Origin of the sequence: Streptomyces sp. NPDC015130 (assembly GCF_043080005.1) — a bacterium.
In the GTDB taxonomy this organism is placed as follows: Bacteria; Actinomycetota; Actinomycetes; order Streptomycetales; family Streptomycetaceae; genus Streptomyces.
The window spans coordinates 168914-192862 of record NZ_JBIBVC010000007.1 but is presented as its reverse complement, the minus strand read 5'-3'; the positions used below and the strand labels follow the sequence as shown (position 1 = coordinate 192862).

The 23949-nt window shown below is 73.7% G+C and carries 22 protein-coding genes; 13 read left to right on the top strand and 9 right to left on the bottom strand.

Going from position 1 to position 23949, the window contains the following annotated elements; translation table 11 throughout:
• Window positions 1-53: 53 nt before the first annotated feature.
• Window positions 54-1205, bottom strand: coding sequence for a glycerate kinase (locus ACF08F_RS17005; RefSeq protein WP_392299282.1), 1152 nt, complete (start codon window positions 1203-1205; stop codon window positions 54-56).
• A gap of 112 nt (window positions 1206-1317) precedes the next feature.
• Between ACF08F_RS17005 and ACF08F_RS17000 the strand changes: the two genes are divergently transcribed.
• From ACF08F_RS17000 to ACF08F_RS16990, 3 genes are read left to right on the top strand one after another with little or no spacing between them, the layout of a single operon-like run.
• Window positions 1318-3009 carry a BCCT family transporter gene (locus tag ACF08F_RS17000; protein WP_392299281.1) on the top strand — a complete coding sequence of 564 codons (1692 nt, stop codon included), beginning with the start codon at window positions 1318-1320 and terminating at the stop codon, window positions 3007-3009.
• Between the two features lies 1 nt (window position 3010).
• Window positions 3011-4084 carry an ADP-ribosylglycohydrolase family protein gene (locus ACF08F_RS16995; RefSeq protein WP_392299280.1) on the top strand — a complete coding sequence of 358 codons (1074 nt, stop codon included), beginning with the start codon at window positions 3011-3013 and terminating at the stop codon, window positions 4082-4084.
• Window positions 4081-4575: an NUDIX domain-containing protein gene (locus ACF08F_RS16990; RefSeq protein ID WP_392299279.1), complete on the top strand. Its 495-nt coding sequence runs from the start codon at window positions 4081-4083 to the stop codon at window positions 4573-4575. The genes ACF08F_RS16995 and ACF08F_RS16990 overlap by 4 nt, the downstream gene beginning before the upstream one ends.
• A gap of 18 nt (window positions 4576-4593) precedes the next feature.
• Here the strand turns inward: ACF08F_RS16990 and ACF08F_RS16985 are convergent, their stop codons facing one another.
• Window positions 4594-4797 carry a type II toxin-antitoxin system VapB family antitoxin gene (locus ACF08F_RS16985; RefSeq protein ID WP_392299278.1) on the bottom strand — a complete coding sequence of 68 codons (204 nt, stop codon included), beginning with the start codon at window positions 4795-4797 and terminating at the stop codon, window positions 4594-4596.
• A gap of 63 nt (window positions 4798-4860) precedes the next feature.
• Here ACF08F_RS16985 and ACF08F_RS16980 point away from each other — a divergent pair, with 63 nt between their 5' ends.
• On the top strand, window positions 4861-5580 hold the full coding sequence (locus ACF08F_RS16980) for an NAD-dependent deacetylase (RefSeq protein WP_392299277.1): 720 nt from the start codon (window positions 4861-4863) through the stop codon (window positions 5578-5580).
• 89 nt (window positions 5581-5669) lie between these two features.
• On the opposite strand, the gene ACF08F_RS16975 is transcribed toward ACF08F_RS16980, so the two are convergent.
• From ACF08F_RS16975 to ACF08F_RS16950, 6 genes are all read right to left on the bottom strand, one after another.
• On the bottom strand, window positions 5670-6170 hold the full coding sequence (locus tag ACF08F_RS16975; protein WP_392299276.1) for a methylated-DNA--[protein]-cysteine S-methyltransferase: 501 nt from the start codon (window positions 6168-6170) through the stop codon (window positions 5670-5672).
• 11 nt (window positions 6171-6181) lie between these two features.
• Entirely contained in the window at window positions 6182-7660 is a 1479-nt protein-coding gene (locus ACF08F_RS16970; protein WP_392299275.1) for an AlkA N-terminal domain-containing protein, read from the bottom strand.
• A gap of 83 nt (window positions 7661-7743) precedes the next feature.
• Window positions 7744-8544, bottom strand: coding sequence for a metallophosphoesterase (locus ACF08F_RS16965; protein WP_392299274.1), 801 nt, complete (start codon window positions 8542-8544; stop codon window positions 7744-7746).
• A gap of 110 nt (window positions 8545-8654) precedes the next feature.
• Window positions 8655-9275 (bottom strand): L-threonylcarbamoyladenylate synthase, encoded by a 621-nt coding sequence (locus ACF08F_RS16960; protein WP_150264786.1) that lies wholly within the window; start codon window positions 9273-9275, stop codon window positions 8655-8657.
• Window positions 9276-9284: 9 nt separating this feature from the next.
• On the bottom strand, window positions 9285-10703 hold the full coding sequence (locus ACF08F_RS16955; RefSeq protein ID WP_392299526.1) for a phytoene desaturase family protein: 1419 nt from the start codon (window positions 10701-10703) through the stop codon (window positions 9285-9287).
• Between the two features lie 80 nt (window positions 10704-10783).
• The gene (locus ACF08F_RS16950; RefSeq protein WP_392299273.1) at window positions 10784-11620 is read right to left on the bottom strand and encodes an inositol monophosphatase family protein; all 837 of its coding nucleotides are present in this window, start codon (window positions 11618-11620) and stop codon (window positions 10784-10786) included.
• Window positions 11621-11731: 111 nt separating this feature from the next.
• Here ACF08F_RS16950 and ACF08F_RS16945 point away from each other — a divergent pair, with 111 nt between their 5' ends.
• The 3 genes from ACF08F_RS16945 (at window position 11732) to ACF08F_RS16935 (ending at window position 14705) form a co-directional block, all read left to right on the top strand.
• Window positions 11732-12799 (top strand): biotin/lipoate A/B protein ligase family protein, encoded by a 1068-nt coding sequence (locus ACF08F_RS16945; protein WP_392299272.1) that lies wholly within the window; start codon window positions 11732-11734, stop codon window positions 12797-12799.
• 72 nt (window positions 12800-12871) lie between these two features.
• Window positions 12872-13762: a hypothetical protein gene (locus ACF08F_RS16940; protein WP_392299271.1), complete on the top strand. Its 891-nt coding sequence runs from the start codon at window positions 12872-12874 to the stop codon at window positions 13760-13762.
• Between the two features lie 142 nt (window positions 13763-13904).
• Entirely contained in the window at window positions 13905-14705 is an 801-nt protein-coding gene (locus ACF08F_RS16935) for a serine protease (protein WP_392299270.1), read from the top strand.
• Here ACF08F_RS16935 and ACF08F_RS16930 read toward each other — a convergent pair.
• Window positions 14659-16209 (bottom strand): NCS1 family nucleobase:cation symporter-1, encoded by a 1551-nt coding sequence (locus ACF08F_RS16930; RefSeq protein ID WP_392299269.1) that lies wholly within the window; start codon window positions 16207-16209, stop codon window positions 14659-14661. The genes ACF08F_RS16935 and ACF08F_RS16930 overlap by 47 nt on opposite strands.
• A gap of 547 nt (window positions 16210-16756) precedes the next feature.
• Between ACF08F_RS16930 and ACF08F_RS16925 the strand changes: the two genes are divergently transcribed.
• The 6 genes from ACF08F_RS16925 (at window position 16757) to ACF08F_RS16900 (ending at window position 23885) form a co-directional block, all read left to right on the top strand.
• Window positions 16757-18829, top strand: coding sequence for an MMPL family transporter (locus ACF08F_RS16925; RefSeq protein WP_392299268.1), 2073 nt, complete (start codon window positions 16757-16759; stop codon window positions 18827-18829).
• Between the two features lie 187 nt (window positions 18830-19016).
• Window positions 19017-19634, top strand: coding sequence for a sigma-70 family RNA polymerase sigma factor (locus ACF08F_RS16920; protein WP_392299267.1), 618 nt, complete (start codon window positions 19017-19019; stop codon window positions 19632-19634).
• 99 nt (window positions 19635-19733) lie between these two features.
• Entirely contained in the window at window positions 19734-20990 is a 1257-nt protein-coding gene (locus ACF08F_RS16915) for an NAD(P)/FAD-dependent oxidoreductase (protein ID WP_392299266.1), read from the top strand.
• A complete protein-coding gene (locus tag ACF08F_RS16910) occupies window positions 20990-21748 on the top strand; it encodes a DUF1365 domain-containing protein (RefSeq protein ID WP_392299265.1) in 759 nt (252 codons plus the stop codon). Before ACF08F_RS16915 ends, ACF08F_RS16910 begins: the two co-directional genes overlap by 1 nt.
• Window positions 21745-23055, top strand: coding sequence for a class I SAM-dependent methyltransferase (locus tag ACF08F_RS16905; RefSeq protein ID WP_392299264.1), 1311 nt, complete (start codon window positions 21745-21747; stop codon window positions 23053-23055). The genes ACF08F_RS16910 and ACF08F_RS16905 overlap by 4 nt, the downstream gene beginning before the upstream one ends.
• The gene (locus tag ACF08F_RS16900) at window positions 23052-23885 is read left to right on the top strand and encodes a DUF1295 domain-containing protein (RefSeq protein WP_392299263.1); all 834 of its coding nucleotides are present in this window, start codon (window positions 23052-23054) and stop codon (window positions 23883-23885) included. The genes ACF08F_RS16905 and ACF08F_RS16900 overlap by 4 nt, the downstream gene beginning before the upstream one ends.
• Window positions 23886-23949: the final 64 nt, after the last annotated feature.

Below are 23949 nucleotides of genomic sequence, written 5' to 3'. Positions count from 1 at the left end.
GTACGGGCCCGGGGCGGTGCGCCCCGGGCCCGTACCCGTCATCGTGCGTATGCCTACGACAGGAAGTCGGTCGCGATGGCCGCCGCGACCTCCTCCAGGAGCGGGCCCGCGTTCGGCATGGACTTCGCCGGGTCCGGTTCCAGGGCCGTGAGGGGGTAGGCGCGGCGGATGCCCGCCTTGCCGAGGGCCTCCGGGGCGAGGGCCAGGCGGCCGCAGACCGCGACGACCTCCTTGCCGGCCGCGCGGGCCGCCGCGGCGACGCCCGCCGGTGCCTTGCCGTGGAGGGTCTGCTCGTCCAGGGAGCCCTCGCCGGTGATGACGAGGGTGGCCCGCTCCAGGGCGGGGGCGAAGCCGAGGACCTCCAGCATCAGCTCGATGCCGGGGCGGAAGCTCGCGCCGAGGATGAGCGCGCCGTAGCCGATGCCGCCCGCGCCGCCGGCGCCGGGTGCGACGGCCGCCTCGGCCGCCTTGGGCCCGATGGCCTTCTCCAGGACGGTGGCGAAGTGCGCGAGGGCCGCGTCCAGGGTGCGGACGTCGTCCGGGGTGGCGCCCTTCTGGGGACCGTAGACCGCGGGGGCGCCCTTGGGGCCGGTGAGCGGGTTGTCGACGTCGCTCGCGAGGATCAGGTCGACGTCCGCGAAGCGGGGGTCGAGCCCGGAGAGGTCGGCCGTGGCGAGGTCGGCGAGCGGCGCGCCTCCGGGGCCGACGGGCTCGCCGGCCGCGTCGAGGAAGCGGGCGCCGAGCGCGGCGAGCATGCCGGCGCCGCCGTCGGTGGTGGCGCTGCCGCCGACGCCGAAGACGATGGTGGTCGCGCCGGCGTCGAGGGCCGCGCGGAGGAGCTCGCCGGAGCCGTACGTGGTCGCCGTGAGCGGGGCGAAGACCCCGGCGGGCAGGAGCTGGAGGCCGGAGGCCTCCGCCATCTCGACGACCGCCGTGGTGCCGCGCAGCGCGTAGGCCGCGGTGACCTGCTCGCCGAGCGGTCCCGTCACGCGCACCTCGCGGCGCTCGAATCCGGCCGCGACCGCGGCCGCGACCGTGCCGTCGCCGCCGTCGGCGACGGGCAGGGTCTCCACCGTCAGCTCGGGGACGACCCGTCGCAGTCCTGCTGTGACCCGCTCCGCGACCTGTACGGCCGTGAGCGAACCCTTGAACTTGTCAGCCGCCACGAGCACGTGAGCGACCTGAGTTGCTGCTCCGTCCGTCACCTTGCATCCCTTGCTTTCGAACGTGCAGTCGCGCCAGGGCAGACCCTATCCGTACCGCCAGACGGCGTGCCACCCCCTGATAAGGCGATATTCCGCACCATAGTGGGTTCACATGAGTACGGAACCGACGCAACCGGTCGAACGGACCCCGCCTGATCGGTACGCGCCCGACGGCAAGGTCATCGGGATCGGGGTCGCGGCCGTCGTGGCGGTCGTCGCCTGGGCGGCCCTGGGCGAGGACTCGTTCGACAGCGCGTCGTCCACGGCGCTGCGGTGGGTGCTGTCCAATTTCGCGTGGCTGTTCGTGATCGCCGCGGACACCTTCCTCGTGCTGTGCGTCGTGATCGCGCTGAGCCGTTTCGGCCGGATCAGGCTGGGCGCGGACGACTCGGAGCCCGAGTTCACGAACCTCGCGTGGATCGCGATGATGTTCAGCGCCGGCATGGGCATCGGTCTGATGTTTTACGGGGTCGGGGAGCCGCTCCAGCACTTCCTGAACCCTCCCCCGGCGAGCGGGATCCCGGCGGGGACCGGCGCGGCGGCCCGTACCGCGATGGAGTACTCGTTCTTCCACTGGACGCTCACCCCGTGGGCGATCTACGGCATCGCCGGGCTCGCCCTGGCGTACGCGGGCTTCCGCAAGGGCCGCGGCAACCGGCTCAGCTCCGCGTTCGTGCCGCTGATGGGCGAGCGCCGGGCGGACTCGTGGCCGGGGAAGGCGGTCGACCTGCTGGCGGTCTTCGCGACCGTCTTCGGCACGGCGACGAGCCTGGGGCTCGGCGCCCTCCAGGTGGCCGAGGGGCTGAACCTGACGATGGGCGTGGAGAACTCCACCTCCACCCAGCTGATCATCATCGTGTCCCTGTCGGCTGCCTTCGTCCTGTCGGCGTTCTCGGGGCTCAACAAGGGCGTGAAGTGGCTCTCCACGCTGAACATCGTCCTCGCCGCCTGTCTGATGCTCTTCGTCTTCCTGCTCGGACCGACCGTGTACGTCCTGGACACCGTCCCTGCCTCGGTCGGCGGCTATCTGCACCAGCTGCTGCCGATGGCGAGCCGGACGGGTGCCTTCACCGACGCCGACTGGCTGGGTGTGTGGACGATCTTCTACTGGGCGTGGTGGCTGTCCTGGGCGCCCTTCGTCGGCACGTTCATCGCCCGGATCTCGCGCGGCCGGACGATCCGCGAGTTCCTGATGGGCGTGCTGCTGGTGCCCTCCGGCGCGACCGTGGTGTGGTTCTGCGTCATGGGCGGGACGGCGATCCGGCTGGAGTCGACGGGCGAGGCGGACCTGGCGGCGGCGGTGCAGGACGGGGTGGAGGCCTCGCTGTTCGCGATGCTGGACGCGCTGCCGATCGGCACGGTCACCTCGGTCCTCGCGATGATCCTGGTGATGACGTACTTCGTCACGAGCGCGGACTCGGCCTCCCTGGTGATGGGCTCGCTGACGAGCCGGGGCTCGCTCCATCCGCCGACCTGGCTCGTGGTGACCTGGGGCGTCCTGATGGCGGCCGTGGCGGCGGTGCTGCTGCTCGTCGGCGGGCTGAACTCGCTCCAGACGGCGACGATCCTGGTGGCGCTGCCGTTCGTGGTGGTGATGCTCGTGCTGTGCTTCGCGCTCCTGAAGGAGCTGCGGGAGGACCCGGGCGCGGGCCCGGTTCGGCACCACGCGCTGCACGGGCTGCGGGACGCGGTGCGGACGCTGGTCGGCGAGGCGATGACGGAGCAGGCCGGGGACCGTCACCCCCGCCCGCGCCGGGCCGCGCAGGCCCGTGCCGACGGGGAGCCTCCCGAGGGCGAGGGCTGACATGTCGTCCGCCCTCGCGTACGAGGAACTGGCCGACCGGATCCTGGGCGGCTGGACCGGCAGGATCGCCGGGAACATGCTGGGCAAGCCCGTGGAGCGCGGGGACCACTGGACGCGCGAGCGCATCGACGCGTACCTGCGGCTCACGGACGCGCTCCCGCTGACCGACTACCTGCCGCCCCCGCCGCCCGGGGCGACCGGTTTCGAGCTGCGCCCAGAGTGGCCGCGGTGCGTGCGCGGCCGGATCGACGGGAGCTGCCGGGACGACGACGTCGACTGGTCGGTGCTCGGGCTGCAGCTCCTGGAGACCCACGGCTTCGCGTTCACGACCGAGCAGGTCGGCGAGGAGTGGCTGTCGCGGCTGCCGTATCTCCAGACCTTCACGGCCGAGCGGGTCGCCTACCGCAACCTCGCGAACGGGCTTCGGCCGCCGCTGACGGCGACGTACGACAATCCGTACCAGGAGTGGATCGGGGCGCTGATCAGGGCCGACGTCTACGGCTGGACCTGCCCCGGGAATCCGCGCCGGGCGGCCTCGCTGGCCCGCCGGGACGCGGTCCTCTCGCACACCGGGAACGGCGTGTACGGGGCGATGTGGGCGGCGGCGATGATCGCCGCCGCGTTCACCGCGCCCGACGTCCGGTCCGTCCTGGAGGCGGGTCTGGAGCGGATCCCGGCGAGCAGCCGGCTGGCCCGGACCGTGCGGGCCACGATCGCGCTGTACGAGTCCGGGCTCGGCCGGTCCGAGGCGCTCGACGAGCTGGCGGGGCGGACGGCGGGGCTCGGCTGGATCCACACCGTCCCGAACGCGGCCGTGCTGACCGCCGGGCTGCTGTACGGCGAGGGGGACTTCACCCGCACGATCGCGCTCACCGTGCGCGGCGGCCTCGACACGGACTCGAACGGCGCGACGGCGGGTTCGGTGGCGGGCGTGATGTGCGGGGCGGCGGCGATCCCGCCGCAGTGGTCGGAGCCGCTGCGGGACCGGGTGAGCAGCGCGGTCTTCGGCTACGACGGCGTGGGGATCGGCGAACTGGCCGGGCGGACGCTGCGGCTGGCTACGCTGACGGAATGACCGTCACCGACTACGCCACGTACATCGCCGGCCTGCCCCGCGTCCTGGCCGGCGCCGCCGCGCTCTTCCGGGACGCGGACGGCCGGGTCCTCGTCGTGGAGCCCAACTACCGCGAGGGCTGGACCCTGCCCGGCGGCACGATCGAGTCCGACAGCGGCGAGACGCCCCGGCAGGCCGCCCGCCGGGAGACGGCGGAGGAGATCGGCCTGGACGTGGAGCTCGGACCGCTGCTCGCGATCGACTGGTCGCACAGCACCGCGCGGCCGCCGGTCGTGGCGTACGTGTACGACGGCGGGGTGCTGGCCGAGGAGCGGTTCGCGGAGATCCGGCTCCAGGAGGAGGAGCTGCTCTCCTGGAAGCTGATCGGCCGCGAGGAGGTCACCGCGCATCTGCCGGGCAGCCTGGGCCGGCGTGTCCTCGCCTCGCTGGACGTCCTGGCGGGCGGGCGGGGGCCGGTGGAGCTGGAGAACGGGCACCCGGCGCGGGGGTGAGGCGCGGCCGGGCCCGGCTCAGCCCTGCGGGGGTTCGGGCGGGAGGAGTCGGCCGGTGCGGTGGGGTTCGTCGCGGCCGGCGACCCGGGCCTCGGTGCGGTGTCCCTGCGCGATGTAGTCGCGGACGACGGCCTCCACGGCGTCCTGCGGGTTGCCGACGCCCGCCAGGACCATGACTTCCACGACGAGTTCGGCGTCGAGCGCGATGTTCACCTGGGCCATGCCGGGAACCTGACACCGGGAAACCCGTTCGCGGAGCGGTTCGTCGGTGCCTAGTTTGGGCGTATGACGATGGTCGCGATTCTCAGTGGGGCCGGTATCTCGACGGACTCGGGCATCCCCGACTACCGGGGGCCGAACGGCGTGTGGCGGAAGGACCCGGAGGCGGAGCGGCTCGTCACCTACGGGCCGTACATGGCCGACCCGGAGATCCGCCGCCGCTCGTGGCGGATGCGGCTCGACGGTCCGGTCCTGCGGGCCGAACCGAACGTGGCGCACCGCGCGATCGCGGAGTACGAGCGGACGAGCGGCAACGCGCTGCGGGTGATCACGCAGAACGTGGACGGGCTGCACCAGGCCGCCGGGGTGTCGGAGCGGAAGGTCCTCGAACTCCACGGCTCGGCGCGGTCGGTGGTGTGCACGGCCTGCCACGCCCGGTCCTCGATGGCGGAGGCGCTGGACCGGGTGCGGGCCGGTGAGGCGGACCCGGAGTGCCGGGTGTGCGGCGGGATCCTGAAGTCGGCGACGGTGATGTTCGGGCAGGCGCTCGATCCGGTGGTGCTGCGCCAGGCGATGTCGATCGCCAAGGCCACCGAGGTGTTCGTCGCGGTCGGCAGCAGCCTCCAGGTCCAGCCGGCGGCCTCCCTCGCGGGGATCGCGGCCGAGCACGGCGCCCGGCTGATCATCGTGAACGCCGAGCCCACCCCGTACGACCCCATGGCCGATGAGCTCGTACGGGAGCCGATCGGCACGGCGCTGCCCGCGCTGCTCGACCGGCTCCGGTGACCGCGGGGCGGTCTAGGGCGTGTCGTCAAACTCCCGTCGTCCGCCCGAAGGGCGGGGCAGGCGGGAGTTCGACGACAGGACCTAGCGGTCTAGAAGAGGGCCGCGGGTTCCTGTGTCCCCGATTCCAGGGCCAGCAGGCGCTGCTTGCGGTCGAGGCCGCCGCCGTAGCCCGTGAGGCTTCCGCCGGCGCCGATCACGCGGTGGCAGGGGACGACGATGCTCACCGGGTTCTTGCCGTTGGCGAGACCGACGGCCCGTGAGGCGGTGGGGTTGCCGAGGGCCTCGGCCAGTTCGCCGTACGTGCGGGTCTCCCCGTACGGGATGCGGCACAGCTCCTCCCAGACCCGCAGCTGGAAGGGGGTGCCGACCAGGTGGAGCGGGAGGTCGAACTCGGTGAGCCGCCCGGCGAAGTAGGCGTCGAGTTGGCGGATCGCCTCGCCGAAGGGGCGGGGGTCCGGTTCGCCGAAGGTCTCCTCGGGCGGGCGGTGGCGCTGGCCCGTCATGTGGATGCGGCTGAGGACGCCGTCGACGGCGACGAGGGTCAGGGGCTCGTAGGGGCTGTCGACGACGGTGTGCTGGACGGTGGGCACGAGGGGGCTCCTCAGGCGGGGAGGTGGTTGATCGGGTGGGCGTCGGTGGCCCAGAGGTACTGGACGGCGTAGGCGCGCCACGGCCGCCAGTCGGCGGCGCGGGCGGTGAGCGCGGCGGGGGTGCCGGGCAGGCCGAGTCCTCCGGCGGCGCGGCGGACGCCGAGGTCGCCGGGGAGGAAGGCGTCGGGGTCGCCGAGGGCGCGCATCGCGATGATCTCGGTGGTCCAGGGGCCGAAGCCGGGCAGGGCGAGGAGCCGGGCGCGGGCCTCCTCGCGGTCGTCGGCGGGGCCGAGGGGCAGGGAGCCGTCCGCGAGCGCCCCGACGAGGGTGAGGAGCGTGGTGCGGCGGCTGCGGGGCAGGGCGAGGGTCCCGGGGTCGAGGCCGGCGAGGGTCTCGGGCCCGGGGAAGAGGTGGGTGAGGCCGCCCTCGGGGTCCTCGACGGGGGTGCCGTACGCGGTGACCAGCCGGGCCGCGTGGGTGCGGGCCGCGGCGGTGGAGACCTGCTGGCCGAGGACGGCCCGTACGGCGAACTCGGCGGGGTCGACGGTCCCGGGCACGCGGCGGCCGGGCGCCGCGTCGACGAGCGGGGCGAGCAGCGGGTCCGCGCGCAGCCGCTCGTCGACGGCGACGGGGTCGGCGTCCAGGTCGAGGAGTCTGCGACAGCGGCTGATGGCGTGGGTGAGGTCGCGCGGGTCGGTGAGGAACAGCCGGCAGGCGATGTGGTCGGCGCGGGGTGCGAGGGCGACGATGCCGTGCCCGTACGGGAGGCTCAGGGTCCGCCGGTAGGCGCCGTCGCGCCATTCCTCCACGCCGGGGACGGCGGTGGCGGCGAGGTGGCCGAAGAGGTTGGACGGTTCGAGGGGCGCGCGGAACGGGAGCCGGAGGCTGATCGCCCCGGGGGTGGGGGCGGTCTTCTCCGGGCGGGCGCGGGCCGCGCGGGCGCGGAGCTCCCCGGGGGTGAGGGCGAAGACCTCGCGGACGGTGTCGTTGAAGGTCCGGATGGAGGAGAAGCCGGCAGCGAAGGCGATCTCTCCCATCGGCAGCGGGGTGGTCTCGATGAGGACCCGGGCGGTCTGGGCGCGCTGGGCGCGGGCCAGGGCGAGGGGTCCGGCGCCGAGCTCGGCGAGGAGCTGGCGCTCGATCTGGCGGGTGGACCAGCCGAGCCGCCGGGCGAGCCCGGGGACGCCCTCGCGGTCGACGACGCCGTCCTGGATGAGGCGCATGGCGCGGGCGACGGCGTCGGCGCGGACGTGCCACTCGGGCGAGCCGGGGCTGGTGTCGGGCCGGCAGCGCTTGCAGGCCCGGAACCCGGCGCGCTGGCAGGAGGCGGCGCTGGGGTGGAACTCCATGTTCTCGGGCTTGGGCGGGACGACCGGGCAGCTGGGCCGGCAGTAGATCCGGGTGGTGCGGACGGCGGTGAAGAACACGCCGTCGAAGCGGGCGTCCTTCGACTGGACGGCCCGCACGCAGCGCTCGGTGTCGGTGTGCATGGTTCCAGGATCGGGGACGGGCGGCTCACGGGCTGGCGAGAAAACGACATGGACGTCGCGGCCCTCCGCCCCCCTCCACAAGGTCAGACGGTGACGGTGCGGTAGTGGGTGGTGAGGCGGCCGTCCTCGCCGAGGACGTGGAAGGCGAGCGCGGGCGGCAGGTCGTGGTGGACGTGCGGGGAGTCGGGGCCCGGGTTCTCCCAGGGGAGGCGGATCGCGGAGACGACACCGGGTGCCACGAGCAGCGGGCGCCCGGCGAAGGTGGTGGCGGCGGCCGTGTGGGCGTGGCCCGCGAGGAAGGCCGTGAGGTGGGGGTGGCGGTCGGCGAGGGCGGCGAGCCGCTCCGCGCCGGACTGCCGGATCTCGTCGACGTACGGGGTGTGCAGCGGGACCGGCGGGTGGTGGAAGGCGACGAGGACGGGTACCTCGTGCGGGGTCGCGGCGAGGACGCCGTCCAGCCACTCCAGCGTCTCGTCCTCCAGGAAGCCCTCGTCCTCGCCCGGCACCGAGGAGTCGCAGAGGGCCACCACGAAACCGTCGCCCCGGAGCAGCTGGTTGACGGGCGCGTACGGGCGGTCCTCGGCTTCCTCGGTGGCCTCGCCGTCCTCGGTGGCGCCGGGGCCCCGGGGGCGCAGGACCTTCCGGAAGGCGGCGCGGTCGTCGTGGTTGCCGGGGCAGACGAGCACCGGGTGACGGGAGCTCAGCAGTTCCCGGACGAGGGCGTACTCGTCGGCCGTCCCGTGATCGGCGATGTCCCCGGTGACGAGGACGGCCGCCAGGTCGTACGGCAGCTCTTCCAGGTAGCGCATGACGGCGCGGGTCCGGTCGGCGCTGCGCTGCTCCCCGTCGACATGGATGTCGCTGACCTGGGCGATGACGATCACGGGAATCGGTCCTCCGTCGGTTCGGCCGAGCGCTTGAGGGCATGACCGTAGACGCTCACGTTCCTGACCGTAAGGGCCGGTTCGTGAGCGGTGGCCTGCTTCCGGCGCGCCTACTCGAACCGGGTGGTGTCCCCCGCCCCGCGCCGGACGATCTCGGGCTCGCCGCTGGAGAAGTCGACGACGGTGGTCGGTTCGGTGCCGCAGTCGCCGGAGTCGACGACCACGTCCACCTGGTGGTCGAGGCGCTCCTTGATCTCCCAGCCCTGGGTGAGGGGTTCGGCCTCGTCGGGCAGGAGGAGGGTGCTGGAGAGCAGGGGTTCGCCGAGCTCCGCGAGGAGTGCCTGGGTGACGACGTGGTCGGGGATGCGGACGCCGACCGTCTTCTTCTTGGGGTGCAGCAGCTGGCGCGGCACCTCCCTGGTCGCGGGCAGGATGAAGGTGTACGGCCCGGGGGTGGCGGCCTTGATCGCGCGGAAGACGTCGTTGTCGATCTGGACGAGCTGGCCCAGCTGGGCGAAGTTCTCGCACATGAGCGTGAAGTGGTGCCGGTCGTCGAGGTCGCGGATGGTCCGGATGCGGCTGATGCCGTCGCGGCTGCCGAGCCGGCTGCCGAGGGCGTAGCAGGAATCGGTCGGGTACGCGACGAGCGCCCCGTTCCGGATGCTGTCGGCGACCGAGCCGATGGTGCGCGGCTGGGGGTTGTCGGGGTGCACGTCGAAGTACTTGGCCATGGGGGCAGTCTAATTTTTTCGGGCGGAGGCGCGCAGCCGCCGCCAGACGGCCTTCGCCGCGTTGTGCCCTGACATGCCGTGGACTCCGGGGCCGGGCGGGGTGGCGGAGGAGCAGAGGAAGACGGCCGGGTGCGGGGTCGCGTAGGGACGGAGCGAGAGGGTGGGGCGCAGCACGAGCTGCAGGCCTCGGGCGGCTCCGCAGGCGATGTCACCGCCGATGTAGTTGGCGTTGCGCTCGGCGAGTTCGGCGGGTCCGGCGGTCGCGCGGGCCAGGACGCGGTCGCGGAAGCCGGGCGCGAAGCGCTCGATCTGCCGCTCGATGGCGTCGGTGAGGTCGCCGCGCCAGCCGTTCGGCACGTGTCCGTAGGCCCAGAAGACGTGCTTCCCCTCGGGGGCGCGGGAGGGGTCGACGAGGCTGGGCTGGGCGGTGATGAGGAAGGGGGTGTCCGGGGCGGTGCCGGAGGAGGCCTGGTGCAGGGCGGTGTCGATCTCGCCGGCGGTGGGGCCGATCTGGACGGTGCCCGCGCGCCGGGCTTCCTCGGCGGTCCAGGGCACGGGGCCGTCGAGCGCGTAGTCGATCTTGAAGGCGCTGGCGCCGTACCGGTAGTGGTCGTAGTGCCCGCCGAAGCCGGCGATCCGGGCGAGGGCGGTGGGCGAGGTGTCGAACACGTAGGCACGGGCGGGCGGCAGGTCGTCGAGCCGCTTGACCTCGAAGTCGGTGTGGACGGCGCCGCCGAGGTCCTTGAGGTACGCGGCGAGGGCGTCGGAGATCGACTGCGAGCCGCCCCGGGGCATCGGCCAGCCGCCCGCGTGCGCGGCGAGCGCGAAGACGAGGCCGACGGCCCCGGTCGCGAAACCGCCGAGCGGGGCGATGACATGGCCGACGAGCCCGGCGAAGAGCGCGCGCGCCTTCTCGTCCCGGAAGCGGCGCGTGAGCCACGTGGAGGGCGGCAGTCCGTCGAGCCCGAAGCGGGCGAGGGTGAGGGGGTCGCTCGGCAGCGCGGTGAGCGGCAGCTGCATGAAGTCCCGTGCGAGGGTGTCCCACTTGCCGAGGTAGGGGGCGACGAGCCGGCGGTACGCCCCGGCGTCGCGCGGCCCGAAGGAGGCTGCGGTCTCGGCGACGGAGCGGGCGAGGACGGCGGCGGTGCCGTCGTCCCAGGGGTGGGCCATGGGCAGTTCGGGGTGGAGCCACTCCAGGCCGTACCGCGCCAGCGGCATGGTCCTGAAGACCGGCGAGCCCGCGCCGAGGGGGTGCACGGCGGAGCAGGGGTCGTGGCGGAAGCCGGGGAGGGTGAGCTCCTCGGTCCTGGCGCCGCCGCCCACGGTCGACTTCGCCTCGAACACGGCGACGGAGAAGCCGCGCCGGGCCAACTCCACGGCCGCGGTGAGTCCGTTGGGCCCGGCCCCCACGACGACGGCATCGAGCATCGACGTCTCGTTCCTCACCTCGGACTCCTTCGTCAGCCGATGGCCAAGGCTCTCAGGATAGGCCGGTGGTCGCCTCCGTCTCACGCGCCCCCGAGGAGGCTCCGGATCCGCTCGGCGGTCTCCGCGTCCCTGGCCGCCGTGAACGGCAGCGCGTTCCCTCCGGTGACACGGAACAGCTCGCCCGCGATCGTCGTCTGCGCGCCGCCCGCCTCGGCGACGAGGAGCAGTCCGGCGGCGTGGTCCCAGGCGTACTCCCAGGAGAAGGCCGTGGCGTCGAGCTCACCGCGGGCCACCGCCAGGTACTCCAGTCCGGCCGAGCCGCAGGGGCGCGGGGCGACGCCCTCGACCCGGAGGCCGAGCAGGGCGCGCTTCTGCTCCGGGGTGGTGTAGTCGGGGTGGGAGGCGGCGACCTCCAGGACCTTGCCGGGCACGGGTGAACCCGACCGTATCGCCTGCCCGTTGAGCGTGGCGCCGCGGCCGCGCACGGCGACCGCCAGCTGGTCCAGGGCCGGCGCGAAGGTCCAGGAGGCGAGGAGCTCGCCGCGGACGGCGAGGGCGACGAGGGTGCAGAAGCCGGGGTCGCCGTTCACGAACTGGCGGGTGCCGTCGACCGGGTCGACGATCCAGACGGGGGCGTCGCCGCGCAGCGCCTCGTACACCGAGGGGTCCTCGGCGACGGCCTCCTCGCCGACGACGACCGAGCCGGGCAGCAGTGCGGTCAGCGAGGCCGTGAGGTGGGCCTCGGCGGCCCGGTCGGCGACGGTGACCAGGTCGTGCGGCCCGCTCTTCTCCAGCACCTCGTGCGCGGCGAGCTGCCGGAAGCGCGGCATGATCTCGGCGGCGGCCGCCTTGCGGACCGCCTCCTCCACCTCGGTCGTGCGGCCGCCGAGGACGTGCTCAAGGAACTCTTCGATCATGCCTCCAGCTAAGCACGGGGGGCTGACAACCGGAATGCCGCACTTGTCACCCGCTGTTCTCCCTGCGAGTACCCTTTGGCCGAGTTCACCCCTTACCCACAGGGAGATTCCGTGCACGGCGCGTTCCACGGCGAGTACAAGGTCCCCGGCGGCAAGCTGGTGGTCGTCGACCTCGACACCGAGGACGGCGTCCTGCGCAACGTCCGCGTGGCGGGCGACTTCTTCCTGGAACCCGACGAGGCGATCCTGGCGATCGACCGGGCCCTGGAGGGCGCGCCGGCCGACACGGACGCCACCGGGCTCGCGGCCCGGATCGACGCGGCCCTCCCGCCGGGCACGCAGATGTTCGGGCTGACCGCCGAGGGCGTCGGGGTGGCGGTCCGCCGGGCCCTCGCGCACGCGACGGACTGGACCGACTACGACTGGCAGCTGATCCACGAGCCGCCGCGCCCGCCCGCCCTGCACATGGCCCTCGACGAGGTCCTGACGGCCGAGGTGGCCGCCGGGCGCCGTCCGCCGACCCTGCGCGTCTGGGAGTGGGGCGCCCCGGCGGTGGTGATCGGCAGCTTCCAGTCCCTGCGCAACGAGGTCGACCCGGTGGCCGCGGAGCGGCACGGGATCCAGGTGGTGCGCCGGATCAGCGGCGGCGGGGCGATGTTCATCGAGCCGGGCGACACGATCACGTACTCGCTCTCCGTGCCCGACGCGCTCGTGCAGGGGCTCTCGTTCGCCGACAGTTACGCCTACCTCGACGACTGGGTGCTCGGCGCGCTCGCCGACATGGGGATCAAGGCCTGGTACCAGCCGCTGAACGACATCGCGACGGAGGCGGGGAAGATCGCGGGCGCGGCGCAGAAGCGGATGGTCGGGGGCGGGGGCGCGATCCTGCACCACGTGACGATGGCGTACGACATCGACGCGGACCGGATGACGGAGGTGCTGCGGATCGGCCGCGAGAAGCTCTCCGACAAGGGCACGAAGAGCGCGAAGAAGCGGGTGGACCCGCTGCGGCGGCAGACGGGGCTGCCGCGCGAGGCGGTGATCGAGCGGATGATCGCCTCCTTCCGCGGCCGGTACGGACTGTCGGAGGGCGCCCTCACGGAGGACGAGCTGACGCGGGCCAAGGAGCTGGCGGAGACGAAGTTCGGCACGGCGGAGTGGACGGCGCGGGTGCCGTAGGGCCCCGGGCCGGGGGCGGGGGCGGGCCCAGGGGCGCGTCCAGGGCCGGGGCGGGCTGCCTACGCTGTCGGCATGCTGATGCGTGTTCACGGTCCCGCGAAGCCCGGTCTGCGGATGGAGAGCGCCGACGGGCGGCGGCTCGTACTGATGCGGGGCGGGGTTCCCGTGCTGTTCGCCCGGCAGCGGGTCACCCGGTACGGGGTGCACTACGCGCGGACGGGCCGGTACGTCTCGCCGCTGGCGCCCCTGCGGGCGGAACTGTCCCGCACCGTCGCCGAGTTCGCGGAGCCCGGCTCGGAGGAGTGGACGGAGCGCTGGGCCGCGCACGGCGGTGCGGCGCTGCGCGCGGCGGACGACGGGCCGCTCCACGAGGGCGAGTGGCACCTCGCCCCGGACGCGGACCGCTGGTTCATGGACGGAAACTGGCCGAAACTGCTCGCCCATGACCCGGACCGGGGCCACCTCACCTGGTTCGGGTACGGCGACCCGGTGGAGGACGCGCGGGACCTGCTGCCGCTGCGGGCGCTGTCGCACCCGGAGGCGCCCCGGGTGAAGGCGTACCGCCGCCAGTACCGGGAGGGGATCCTGCCGCCGGTGTTCGCGTGGTGGATCAGCGGGCTCAACTCCCCCGTCGTCCTCGACGGCCACGACCGGCTGACGGCGGCGCTCGCGGAGGGCGGCCGCCCCCGGGTCCTGCTTCTCTCCCGGGCCATGGACGCCGCCCGGATCGCGCTCTGGGTGGAACGGCCCGTGGCGGAGTACGTGCACCGGGTCGCCGCGCTGGACGGACCGCTCGGCGCGAACCGCGTCGCGCACGTGAGCCGACAGTTCGCGAACACGCTCCGGGCGATCGTCCAGGCCCCGGCCGTGACCCGCGCCTGGCCCTTCCCGGGCGGGCCCGCGGCCTGGGACGCGGCGGTGGCCGCGCACGTCCCGGGCTGGGCCCCCGACGCGGAGCGGTGACCGCGTCCCGCCTTGATCGTTGAAGTCCGGACGGGCCGGAACAGGCCGTGGTGACGGGCAGAGGAAACGTCTCCGCATGCCACCGCCGGCCCCGGGAAACCGCCGCCGACAGTTCGGAGATCTCGTGGGACGGATGAGACGGATGAGAAGGCTGCTGGCCGTGGTCGCGGGGGCGGCGCTGGCCGTGGGCCCGTTCGGGCCCGCCCCGGCGCACGCGATCGTCGGAGGGCGGGAGGCGACGCCGCACCAGTACCCGTTCATGGCGGGGCTGGTGGACCTCGCCGAGCAGCGGGTGGTGTGCGGCGGTGCGCTGGTCGGCGACCGGTACGTGCTCACCGCCGCACACTGCCTGACCGGCTCCTACAGCAGCACCGCGCGGGTGGGCGTCCTCCTCGGCGACCACGACCTGACGACCGGGGACGACAGCCCGTACACCGTCATGGCGACGCCGGAACGGTTCGTCGTGCACCCCGACTACGACCCGGCGACCCAGGCGAACGACATCGCGCTCGTCCGGCTGGACCGCCCGGTCGAGTACAACCGCGGCGTGAGCCCCGTCGGGCTGCCCGCCCCGTACGCGCACGACACCTTCGACCACACGCAGGTCGAGGTCCCCGGCTGGGGCGCCACCTCCTTCGGCGGCCGGACCTCCGACGTCCTGCGCACCGTGGTCCTCGGCACCATGAGCAACCCGACCTGCGTGGACCGGGGCATGTCGCAGGTCTCCTCGCCGCAGATCTGCACCTACGCCCCCGGCCGGGACACCTGCCTGTACGACTCCGGCGGCCCCCTGGTCCACAAGGTCGGGCGCAAGCCGTACCTGGTCGGCCTGGTCTCCTACGGCAAGGGGTGCGCGACCGACACCCCCGCCGTGAACACCCGTGTCTGGTCCTACCTCAGCTGGATCGGCCGGACGACGGGGAAGCGCCCCGCCGCCTCATGAGCGCCGTGTAGAGGAGCAGGGAGACGGCGAGGCCGACGGCCCAGCCGTAGTCGGCGAGGGGCTTGAGGAAGGGGACGAGGCCATCCTCGGGGAAGGGGCCGGTGCCCGGGGCCGAGTGGGAGCCGCCGACGGCGAGGACGCCGCCGGCCGCGAACGCGAGGACGGCCGCCGGGTTCCAGCCGCCCCGGTACCAGTACGGTCCGTCGGCCCGGTACAGCCCTTCGAGGTCGAGGGCGGTCCGGCGGACGAGCCAGTAGTCGGTTATGAGGATGCCGGCGACGGTGCCGAGGAGGCCGCCGACCAGACCGAGCCAGGTGAAGATGTACAGCTCCGGGGTGGCGGTGAGCTTCCACGGCATGATGAGGACGCCGACGACCCCGGTGATCAGCGCGCCCGTGCGGAAGTCGACGAACCTCGGCGCCAGGTTGGCGAGGTCGTACGCCGGGGAGACGACGTTCGCCGCGATGTTGACCGACAGCGTGGCGACGAGGACGGTCACCAGGGCGAAGAGCAGGCCGAAGACGTTGTCCGCCTTGGCGGCGAGCGCCACCGGGTCCCAGACGGGCGCTCCGTACACGGCCTGCGAGCCGGAGGTGACGAGTACCGAGAGCAGCGCGAACAGGGTCATGGTGGTGGGCAGACCCAGGGTCTGGCCCCAGACCTGCGCCCGCTGGCCCGCGCCGAAGCGGGTGAAGTCGGGGATGTTGAGGCTGAGCGTCGCCCAGAAGGCGATCATGCCCATGAGTGCGGGGAAGAAGACCGGCCAGAAGTCCGCGCCCCAGCCGAGCCGGGAGGGCTGGTCGAGGAGCGGGCCGAGGCCGCCGGCCTTGACCGTGATCCAGGCGAGGAGGGCGAACGCGCCGACGATGACGAAGGGCGCGGCCCAGTTCTCGAAGCGGCGCAGGGCGTCCATGCCCCGGTAGATGATGGCCAGTTCGAGCGCCCAGAAGAGGACGAAGCAGAGCCAGAGGGTCCACGGCTGGCCGCCGATCCTCGACGCCTCGGCCCAGCTGCCGCCGAAGACCTTGTCGAGGAGGATGAAGACGCCCTGGCCGCCGATCCAGGTCTGGATGCCGAACCACGCGCAGGCGACGCCGGCCCGGACGAGGGCGGGCAGGTTGGCGCCGCGCAGGCCGAAGGAGGCGCGGGCCAGGACGGGGAAGGGGATGCCGTACTTGGGTCCCGCGTGCCCGGTCAGGAGCATCGGCAGCAGGACGATGACATTGGCGAGGGCGATGGTGAGGACGGCCTGCTTCCAGTCCATGCCGAGGGCGACGAGACCGGAGGCCAGCATCCAGGACGGGATGTTGTGGGCCATGCCGACCCAGAGGGCGGCGAAGTTGTACGTGGTCCAGCGGCGCTCCGCGACGGGCACGGGCAGCAGGTCGTCGTTGACGAAGCGGGGGTCGGCGGGAGCGGTGCCGGGTGCGAGTTCGATCCGGCCGTCGACGGCGGCGGGCCCGGAAGGACCTCCGGGTCTTCCCGGGGGGACGGTTGCGGTCATACGGAGGAACCCTTCGTTCGGCGGGGAGGACGGAACGAGGCGTCGCCCGGGGAGGGCGGAGGGGTGCCGTACCGGTGGGCTCCGTGACGCACTGTCAAGAGCCTCTTATGGCCAGGGAATGGTTGGGCCCCTGGGGCGGACGAACGATTCTCCCACTCGACGTGCAGCGCGGGGTAGACCTCGGTGACCACGGAACCCGGCGGTCGATATCGCTTCGGTCCGGGGCCGGATCGGCGGGCGATATCGGGCCGACAAGGCCTCCGGCCAGCTTCTGGAGTCCGGAAACGGGTGTGCCAGGAGAGGGGGGCTCATGGACTTTCGGCTGCTCGGGCCGATCGAGGCGGAACGGGCCTGCGGCGGTGCGGTCCCGCAAAGCCGAGTCGCTCGCCCACCGCGCCTCCCCCGGTCGCTGGATCGGGCAGGACAGCATGATCACTCTGACGAGTCCGGCGTCCCGGCCGCGGGGGTCCGGTGCGGGACGTGATTCAATCTCTCTCGATCATTGAGATTGTTAACCGTCGAGCTATCGAGATGTCCGGGAGTTCTCATGTCCACACCGTCGCGGTGGGCGAGCAGACTGCTGCCGCTGCTGCTGCTCGTCGTCTGGCTCGCCGTCGGAGGAGGGCTCGGCCCGTACGCCGGCAAGCTCGGCGAGGTGGCGACCAACGACCAGGCCGCCTTCCTGCCCCGCAGCGCCGAGTCGACACAGGTCCTGCGGGCCCAGGAGGCGTTCCGCCAGGAGGAGACGCTGCCCGCCCTGGTCGTCTGGACCGCCACGGACGGGGGGCCGATCGGCCCGTCGGCGCAGGCGGCCGCCACCGGGGCCCTGGCCTCCCTGAAGGGGGCCGAGGGCGTGGTCGGGGCGCCCTCCCCGGCGATTCCGTCGGCGGACGGCGAGGCCCTGCGGGGGATCGTCCTGCTCCGCCCGGACCTCGGTGACGAGCTGCCCGCGACGCTGGAGAAGGTCGACGCGACGGTCTCCGCCGTGCCGGGCACCGAGGCGTGGCTGGCCGGCCCGGCCGCCACCCAGGCGGACCTCGGCGACGCGTTCGCCGGCATCGACGGGCTTCTCCTCGTCGTCGCCCTGGTGACGGTCCTGGTGATCCTGCTGCTGGTGTACCGGAGCGTCCTGCTCCCGCTGATGATCATCATCGGCGCGGTGTTCGCCCTCGGTCTGGCCTGCGCCGTCGTCTACGTGCTGGCCGACCACGACATCGTGCGGGTCGACGGCCAGGTGCAGGGCATCCTGTCCATCCTCGTCATCGGCGCCGCCACCGACTACGCCCTGCTGCTCGCCGCCCGCTACCGGGAGGAGCTCGGCGCGCGGGACGGCGACCGCATCCCGGCGATGCGCGCCGCGCTCAAGCAGTCCTTCGGGCCGATCGTCGCCAGCGCCGCCACCGTCGCGCTCGGCCTGCTCGCCCTCCTGTTCAGCGATCTGACCAACAACCGCGCCCTCGGCCCCGTCGGTGCCATCGGCATCGCGTGCGCGGTACTGAGCGCGGTGACGTTCCTCCCCGCCGTCCTGGTCCTGCTCGGCCGGGCCGCGTACTGGCCGGCCCGGCCCAAGGCGGCGGCCGGGGACGACGCGCACCCGGTCTGGCGCAAGGTCGCGGCGCTCGTCGACCGCGCGCCGCGCAAGGTCTGGGCCGGCTCCCTCGTCGCCCTGCTCGCCTGTGCGGCCTTCTCCCTCACGCTCGACTCGAAGGGCGTTCCGCTGGACGAGATCTTCGTGAAGGACGCCCCTTCCGTCGCCGCCCAGGCGCGTCTCGGCGAGCATTTCCCCGGGGGTGCCGGCAACCCTGCCGTCGTCATCGCCGACGCCGACGCCGCGGAGAAGGTGCGCACCACCGCGGAGGGTGTCGAAGGAGCCGACTCCGCGACCCTCTACGCCGCCCCGGGCAGCCCGGAGCCGCTGGTCGCGGACGGGCGCGTCCGGATCGACGTCACCCTCGCGGACGCGGCGGACTCCGATGCCGCCAAGGACACCGTCGCCGGCCTCCGGACCGCCCTGCACGCCGTGCCGGGGGCCGATGCCCTCGTCGGCGGGTACACCGCGCAGCGTTACGACACCCAGGTCACCGCCGAGCGGGACAGGAAGCTCATCGTCCCGGTCGTGCTCGCGATCATCCTGGTGATCCTCGTCGGCCTGTTGCGCTCCCTGCTCCTGCCCGTGCTCCTGGTGGCCACGGTCGCGCTCAACTTCCTGGCCACGCTGGGGGTTTCCGCCCTCGTGTTCGAGCACGTATTCGGCTTCACGGGGACCGACTCCGCCGTGCCGCTGTACGGCTTCGTCTTCCTGGTCGCCCTCGGCGTCGACTACAACATCTTCCTCATGTCGCGGGTGCGCGAGGAGACGGAGCTGCACGGCACGCGGGAGGGCGTGCGGCGGGGCCTGGTCGCCACCGGCGGAGTGATCACGTCGGCCGGTGTCGTCCTCGCCGCCACGTTCGCCGCGCTGGGCGTCATCCCGCTGGCGTTCCTGGTGCAGATCGCGTTCATCGTGGCCTTCGGCGTCCTGCTCGACACGCTCGTGGTGCGCTCGCTCCTGGTGCCGGCCCTCGTCCGAGACATCGGCCCGTCGGTCTGGTGGCCGGGCGCGCTCCGTCACCGGCCCTGACCGCCGTACGGGGGCACCGCCTCGAACGCACCGCGCGGTTTTCGATGCGGAAACGATGCGAGTTGCCCCACAGGTCCCGTGCGTCGGAACGTGAAGACGCACGGGACCGGTGAGGTCCCGCCGGACACCGCCTCCCCCGGCAGCACGAGCCCGGGAGGAGGCACCACTCTCCGGAGGAGGAACCGTCATGACCGCACACCGGATCACCGGCGACCTCGCCGCCCCGACGGAGCGCCCCCGGCAGCGGCCGCTCGACGACGGTGCCGACGACCGGATCGCCCGCGGACTCGTCGCGGGTGACGAGCGCTGTCTGGACGCGGCGTACCGGCGATGGGGCCGGCTGGTCCACACCCAGGCCGCCCGGGCGCTGGGGGATCCCCGCGAGGCGGAGGACGTGACCCAGCAGGTCTTCGTCGCCGCGTGGCGCGGACGGGCCAACTTCTCCCCCGACCGGGGCAGCCTGCCGGCCTGGCTCACCGGCATCACCCGCCGGAAGACCGCCGACGCGCTGACCGCCCGCACCCGCCGCACCCGGCTCGCGGCGGCCCTGGGCGCCTCCCTGGAGCACGAGGGCGGCTCCGTCGAGGAGCCCGAACGGGTACTCGACCGGATCGTCGTCACCGAGGAACTGGCCAGACTCCCCCGCGTCCAGCGCGACGTCCTGGAACTCGCCTACTTCGCCGACCTGACGCAGGTGCAGATCGCCGACCGCACCGGCATGCCGCTGGGCACGGTCAAGAGCCACGCCCGCCGCGGTCTCCGGAGCATGCGCCACAACCTGGCCCTCGCCACGGCCACCGGCTGAGCCGGCCCATCCGGACGGGCGAGGGCGACGAACCACCGAAGAGGCCACGCCGCCGCCGTACCGGCCGGCGGCACGGCCGACACACGAGGGGCGGAGACGATGAACGGACGAAGCGTCGCGGTGGTGGGGGCGGGAGTCGCGGGACTCACCGCCGCCCACATCCTGTCCCGCGCGTACGACGTGGTGGTGTACGAGGCCGAGGACCGGCTCGGGGGCCACGCGCACACCCATGAACTGCCGGCCCCCGAGGGCGGGACGCTCCATGTGGACACGGGCTTCATCGTCCACAACGAGCGCACGTACCCCCACCTCCTCCGCCTGTTCCGCGAACTCGGCGTCGCCACGCAGGACTCCGAGATGAGCATGTCCGTCCGCTGCGACGGCTGCGGCCTGGAGTACGCCGGCGCGCGCGGACCCCGCGGCCTCCTCGGCGGGGGGAACGCCCGCCGGGGCCGCCATCTGCTGATGCTCGCCGACGTCCCCCGCTTCCACCGCGCCGCTCGCCGCCTGCTGAACGACGACGACACCACCCGGACACTCGGGGACTTCCTCACGGCCCACCGCTTCTCCGCCTACTTCGTCGGCCACTTCGCGATCCCCCTCGTGTCCGCCGTCTGGTCGTGCGCCCCCGGCACCGCCCTGCGGTACCCCGCCGCGTACCTGTTCCGCTTCCTCGACCACCACGGACTCCTGTCGGTGACCGGTTCCCCGCAGTGGAAGACCGTCCGCGGCGGCTCCGCCGCGTACGTCGAACGCGTCGCCAAGTCCGGAGCCTCCTTCAGGACCGCGACCCCGGTGCGCGCCGTCGTGCGGGGTGCCGACCGCGCGACGGTCGTCACCGCCGACGGCGAGTCCGCGGAACACGCGGCCGTCGTCGTCGCGGTCCACGCCGACCAGGCCCTGCGCCTCCTCGCCGACCCCACCGAGCAGGAGCGGCGCGTCCTCGGCGCCTTCTCCTACTCCACCAACCCCACCGTCCTGCACCGCGACACGACGCTGCTGCCGCGCTCGCCCCACGCCCGGGCCTCCTGGAACTACCGGCTCCCCTCCTGCACCGCCCGGCCGGACGCCGTGCAGGTCAGCTACGACATGAACCGGCTCCAGCGGCTGACCGCCCCCGAGCCCCACATCGTCACGCTCAACCCGGACGGCCGCCTCGACGAGTCCACCGTCCTGGCCCGCATGACGTACGAACACCCCGTCTACACACCGGAGTCCGTCGCCGCACAGCGGCTGCTGCCGTCACTCCGCACCTCCGTGACCGCCTACGCGGGCGCCTACCACGGCTGGGGATTCCACGAGGACGGCTGCCGCTCCGGCGCCGAGGCGGCCCGGCACCTGGGGGTGACGTGGTGATGACCGCCGCCTCCCCGCCGCCCGTCCCGGCCCTGTACGAGACCGAGGTCGCCCACACCCGCGTCACGCCCTTCCGCTACGCCCTGCGCCACCGCACCTACCTCTGGCTGGTCGACATCGACGACCTGCCCGTACTGCCCCGGCCGCTGCGCCCCCTCGCCCGCTTCGACCCCCGCGACCACTTCGACGGCACCGCGCCCACGCTCCGCTCCGGCCTCGACGCGTACCTCGCCGCCCACGACGTACGGGACGCGGACGGCGCGGTCCTGATGCTCGCCCACGCACGGGTCCTCGGGCACGTCTTCAACCCGCTCACCCTGTACTGGTGCCACGACCGCGACGGCCGGCCCGTCTGCGTCGTCGCGGAGGTGCACAACACCTACGGCGGGCGCCACTGCTATCTGCTGCGCCCCGACGGCCTGGGCCGCGCCGAGGTCGCCAAGGAGTTCTACGTCTCGCCGTTCCTCGACGTCGAGGGCGCCTACCGGATGCGGCTGCCGCTCCCCGGCGACCGCCTCGACCTCACGGTCCAGCTCCGTCGTCCCGACGGCTCCCGCCCCCTGACCGCCACCGTCCGTGGCGCCCGTCGGCCCGCCCGGGCCCGCACGCTGCTCGCGGCCGCGGCACGGCACCCCTGGTCGACCCTCGCCGTGTCGGTCGGCATCCGCCGGCACGGGATCCGCCTCTATCTCAAGGGGCTTTCCGTCCGCCCGCGCCCGCGCACCGCCCCCACCCTCCAGGAAGGCACCGGCCCGTGACCCTCACTTCTCCGGCGACCCCGCCCACCGCCCGGGAGGGCGTCGTCGAGGTGGACCCCGAGCGCTGGCCCGACGTGGCCCGGCCGCCCCGGGCGTCCTCCGCACGCACCGCGGTCGCGCGCCGGCTCGTGGAGCGGGCCTTCGCCCGGCTGCCCCTGCGGACGGCGAGCACGGCGGAGGCGCCCCCGGTGCCCGAACCACGGGACGGGAGGGAGCCGGAGCCGACCCTGACGCTCCACGACCCCGACGCCTTCCACCGCCGGATCGGCGCCGACGGCCTGATCGGCTTCGGCGAGTCGTACATGGCCGGCGAATGGGACGCCGACGACCTCGTCGGCGTCCTCACGGTGCTCGCCCGCCACGTCGACGAGCTCGTTCCCGCGCCGCTGCGCCGGCTGCGCGGAGCCTGGGTCCGGCGCAGGCCCGAGGCCGACCGCAACACCCCCGACGGCGCGCGCCGGAACATCCAGCGCCACTACGACCTCTCCAACGAGCTCTTCGCCCTCTTCCTCGACCCCGGGCTCAGCTACTCGGCCGCCGTCTTCGACCCGCTGCCCGAGCCGGGCCGCCGCCTCGGGGACGGGGAGTTCACCGCCGCCCAGCACCGCAAGATCGACCGGCTCCTCGACCTGGCCGGGGCCGCCCCGGGCACCGAACTCCTGGAGATCGGGACCGGCTGGGGCGAGCTCGCCGTCCGGGCCGCCGCCCGCGGCGCCCGCGTCCGCACCGTCACCCTCTCCGGGGAGCAGCGCGACCTCGCGCGCCGACGCGTCGCGGACGCCGGGCTCGCCGACCGGGTGAGCGTGGAGCTCCTCGACTACCGTGCCGTCCAGGGGAGTTACGACGCCGTCGTGAGCGTCGAGATGATCGAGGCCGTCGGCGCCGCGTACTGGTCCGACTACTTCACCGCGCTCCGCCGCCTCCTCGCACCCGGTGGGCGGATCGCGCTCCAGAGCATCACCATGCCGCACGAACGGATGCTCGCCACCGCGCGGACGCACACCTGGATCAGCAAGTACGTCTTCCCCGGCGGGCTGATCCCCTCCCCGGAGGCCATCGCCCGCGAGAGCGAGGCCGCCGGGCTGCGCATCACCGACGACACCGGGTACGGCGACCACTACGCCGAGACGCTCCGCCAGTGGCGGGAACGCTTCCTGTCCCAGGAGCCGGCCGTCGCCGCGCTCGGTTTCGACCAGGTCTTCCGGCGCATGTGGGAGTTCTACCTCGCCTACTCCGAGGCCGGCTTCCGTTCCGGCTACCTCGACGTCCGCCAGCTGCGGCTGACCGCCGGCCGGGAGGCGTCATGACCGCCGTCGACGCCGGCGCCCTCGGCCTCGTCCTGGCCGCCTCGGCGGGCACCGCGCTCGCCGTCATGCTGGTGGCCTTCGCGATCGGCACGGCCAAGGGCCTGCACCGCGTCGTCGACGTCGCCTGGGGGCTCGCCTTCGCGGCCGTGGCCGTCGTGGCCCTGCTCCTCTCGGACGGCCACGGCGACGACGGCCGCCGTACGCTCGTCGCGCTCGCCACCGTCGTCTGGGGCGGGCGGCTCGCGGCCCACATCGCCCGGCGCGGACGCGGCCACGGGGAGGATCCCCGGTACGCCAGGATGCTCGCCCGAGCACGCGGCAACCGCACGCTGTACGCGCTGCGGACCGTCTACCTCCTCCAGGCGGGCCTGGTCTGGCTCGTCTCGCTGCCCGTCCAGGTGGCGGTCCTGCTGCCCGAACCGCTCGGGGCGACCGACGTCCTGGGCCTCGCCGTGTGGGCGACCGGTCTCGGCTTCGAGGCGGTGGGGGACCACCAGCTCGCCCGGTTCAAGGCCGATCCGGCGAACCGGGGCCACGTCATGGACCGCGGGCTGTGGAGCTGGACCCGGCACCCCAACTACTTCGGCGACTTCCTCGTCTGGTGGGGCCTCTACCTGACGGCCTGCGCCACCTGGCAGACCGCCCTGCTCACCGTCGTCTCCCCGCTCGTCATGAGCGCCCTGCTCGTCTTCGGCAGCGGGAAGCGCCTCCTGGAGGCCCACATGGCCGACCGCCCGGGGTACGCCGCCTACCGGGACCGCACGAGCGGCTTCCTCCCCCGGCCTCCCCGTACGCGGAACACGCGCCGGACCGCCGACGAGCGGAGCTGACCGGGAGGCGCCGGGCCGCCCCGCGCACCGACGGCCCTGCTCGGCCCTGGACGCGACCAGGCCC

Coding starts and splice junctions, on each gene's coding strand:
- ACF08F_RS16950 (WP_392299273.1), bottom strand. CDS start 11,620: ATGATCGAAGAGTTCCTTGAGCACGTCCTCGGCGGCCGCACGACCGAG.
- ACF08F_RS16925 (WP_392299268.1), top strand. CDS start 16,757: ATGTCCACACCGTCGCGGTGGGCGAGCAGACTGCTGCCGCTGCTGCTG.
- ACF08F_RS16935 (WP_392299270.1), top strand. CDS start 13,905: ATGAGAAGGCTGCTGGCCGTGGTCGCGGGGGCGGCGCTGGCCGTGGGC.
- ACF08F_RS16985 (WP_392299278.1), bottom strand. CDS start 4,797: ATGGCCCAGGTGAACATCGCGCTCGACGCCGAACTCGTCGTGGAAGTC.
- ACF08F_RS16915 (WP_392299266.1), top strand. CDS start 19,734: ATGAACGGACGAAGCGTCGCGGTGGTGGGGGCGGGAGTCGCGGGACTC.
- ACF08F_RS16980 (WP_392299277.1), top strand. CDS start 4,861: ATGACGATGGTCGCGATTCTCAGTGGGGCCGGTATCTCGACGGACTCG.
- ACF08F_RS16960 (WP_150264786.1), bottom strand. CDS start 9,275: ATGGCCAAGTACTTCGACGTGCACCCCGACAACCCCCAGCCGCGCACC.
- ACF08F_RS16990 (WP_392299279.1), top strand. CDS start 4,081: ATGACCGTCACCGACTACGCCACGTACATCGCCGGCCTGCCCCGCGTC.
- ACF08F_RS17000 (WP_392299281.1), top strand. CDS start 1,318: ATGAGTACGGAACCGACGCAACCGGTCGAACGGACCCCGCCTGATCGG.
- ACF08F_RS16955 (WP_392299526.1), bottom strand. CDS start 10,703: ATGCTCGATGCCGTCGTCGTGGGGGCCGGGCCCAACGGACTCACCGCG.
- ACF08F_RS16970 (WP_392299275.1), bottom strand. CDS start 7,660: ATGCACACCGACACCGAGCGCTGCGTGCGGGCCGTCCAGTCGAAGGAC.
- ACF08F_RS16900 (WP_392299263.1), top strand. CDS start 23,052: ATGACCGCCGTCGACGCCGGCGCCCTCGGCCTCGTCCTGGCCGCCTCG.
- ACF08F_RS16910 (WP_392299265.1), top strand. CDS start 20,990: ATGACCGCCGCCTCCCCGCCGCCCGTCCCGGCCCTGTACGAGACCGAG.
- ACF08F_RS16995 (WP_392299280.1), top strand. CDS start 3,011: ATGTCGTCCGCCCTCGCGTACGAGGAACTGGCCGACCGGATCCTGGGC.
- ACF08F_RS16940 (WP_392299271.1), top strand. CDS start 12,872: ATGCTGATGCGTGTTCACGGTCCCGCGAAGCCCGGTCTGCGGATGGAG.
- ACF08F_RS16920 (WP_392299267.1), top strand. CDS start 19,017: ATGACCGCACACCGGATCACCGGCGACCTCGCCGCCCCGACGGAGCGC.
- ACF08F_RS16930 (WP_392299269.1), bottom strand. CDS start 16,209: ATGACCGCAACCGTCCCCCCGGGAAGACCCGGAGGTCCTTCCGGGCCC.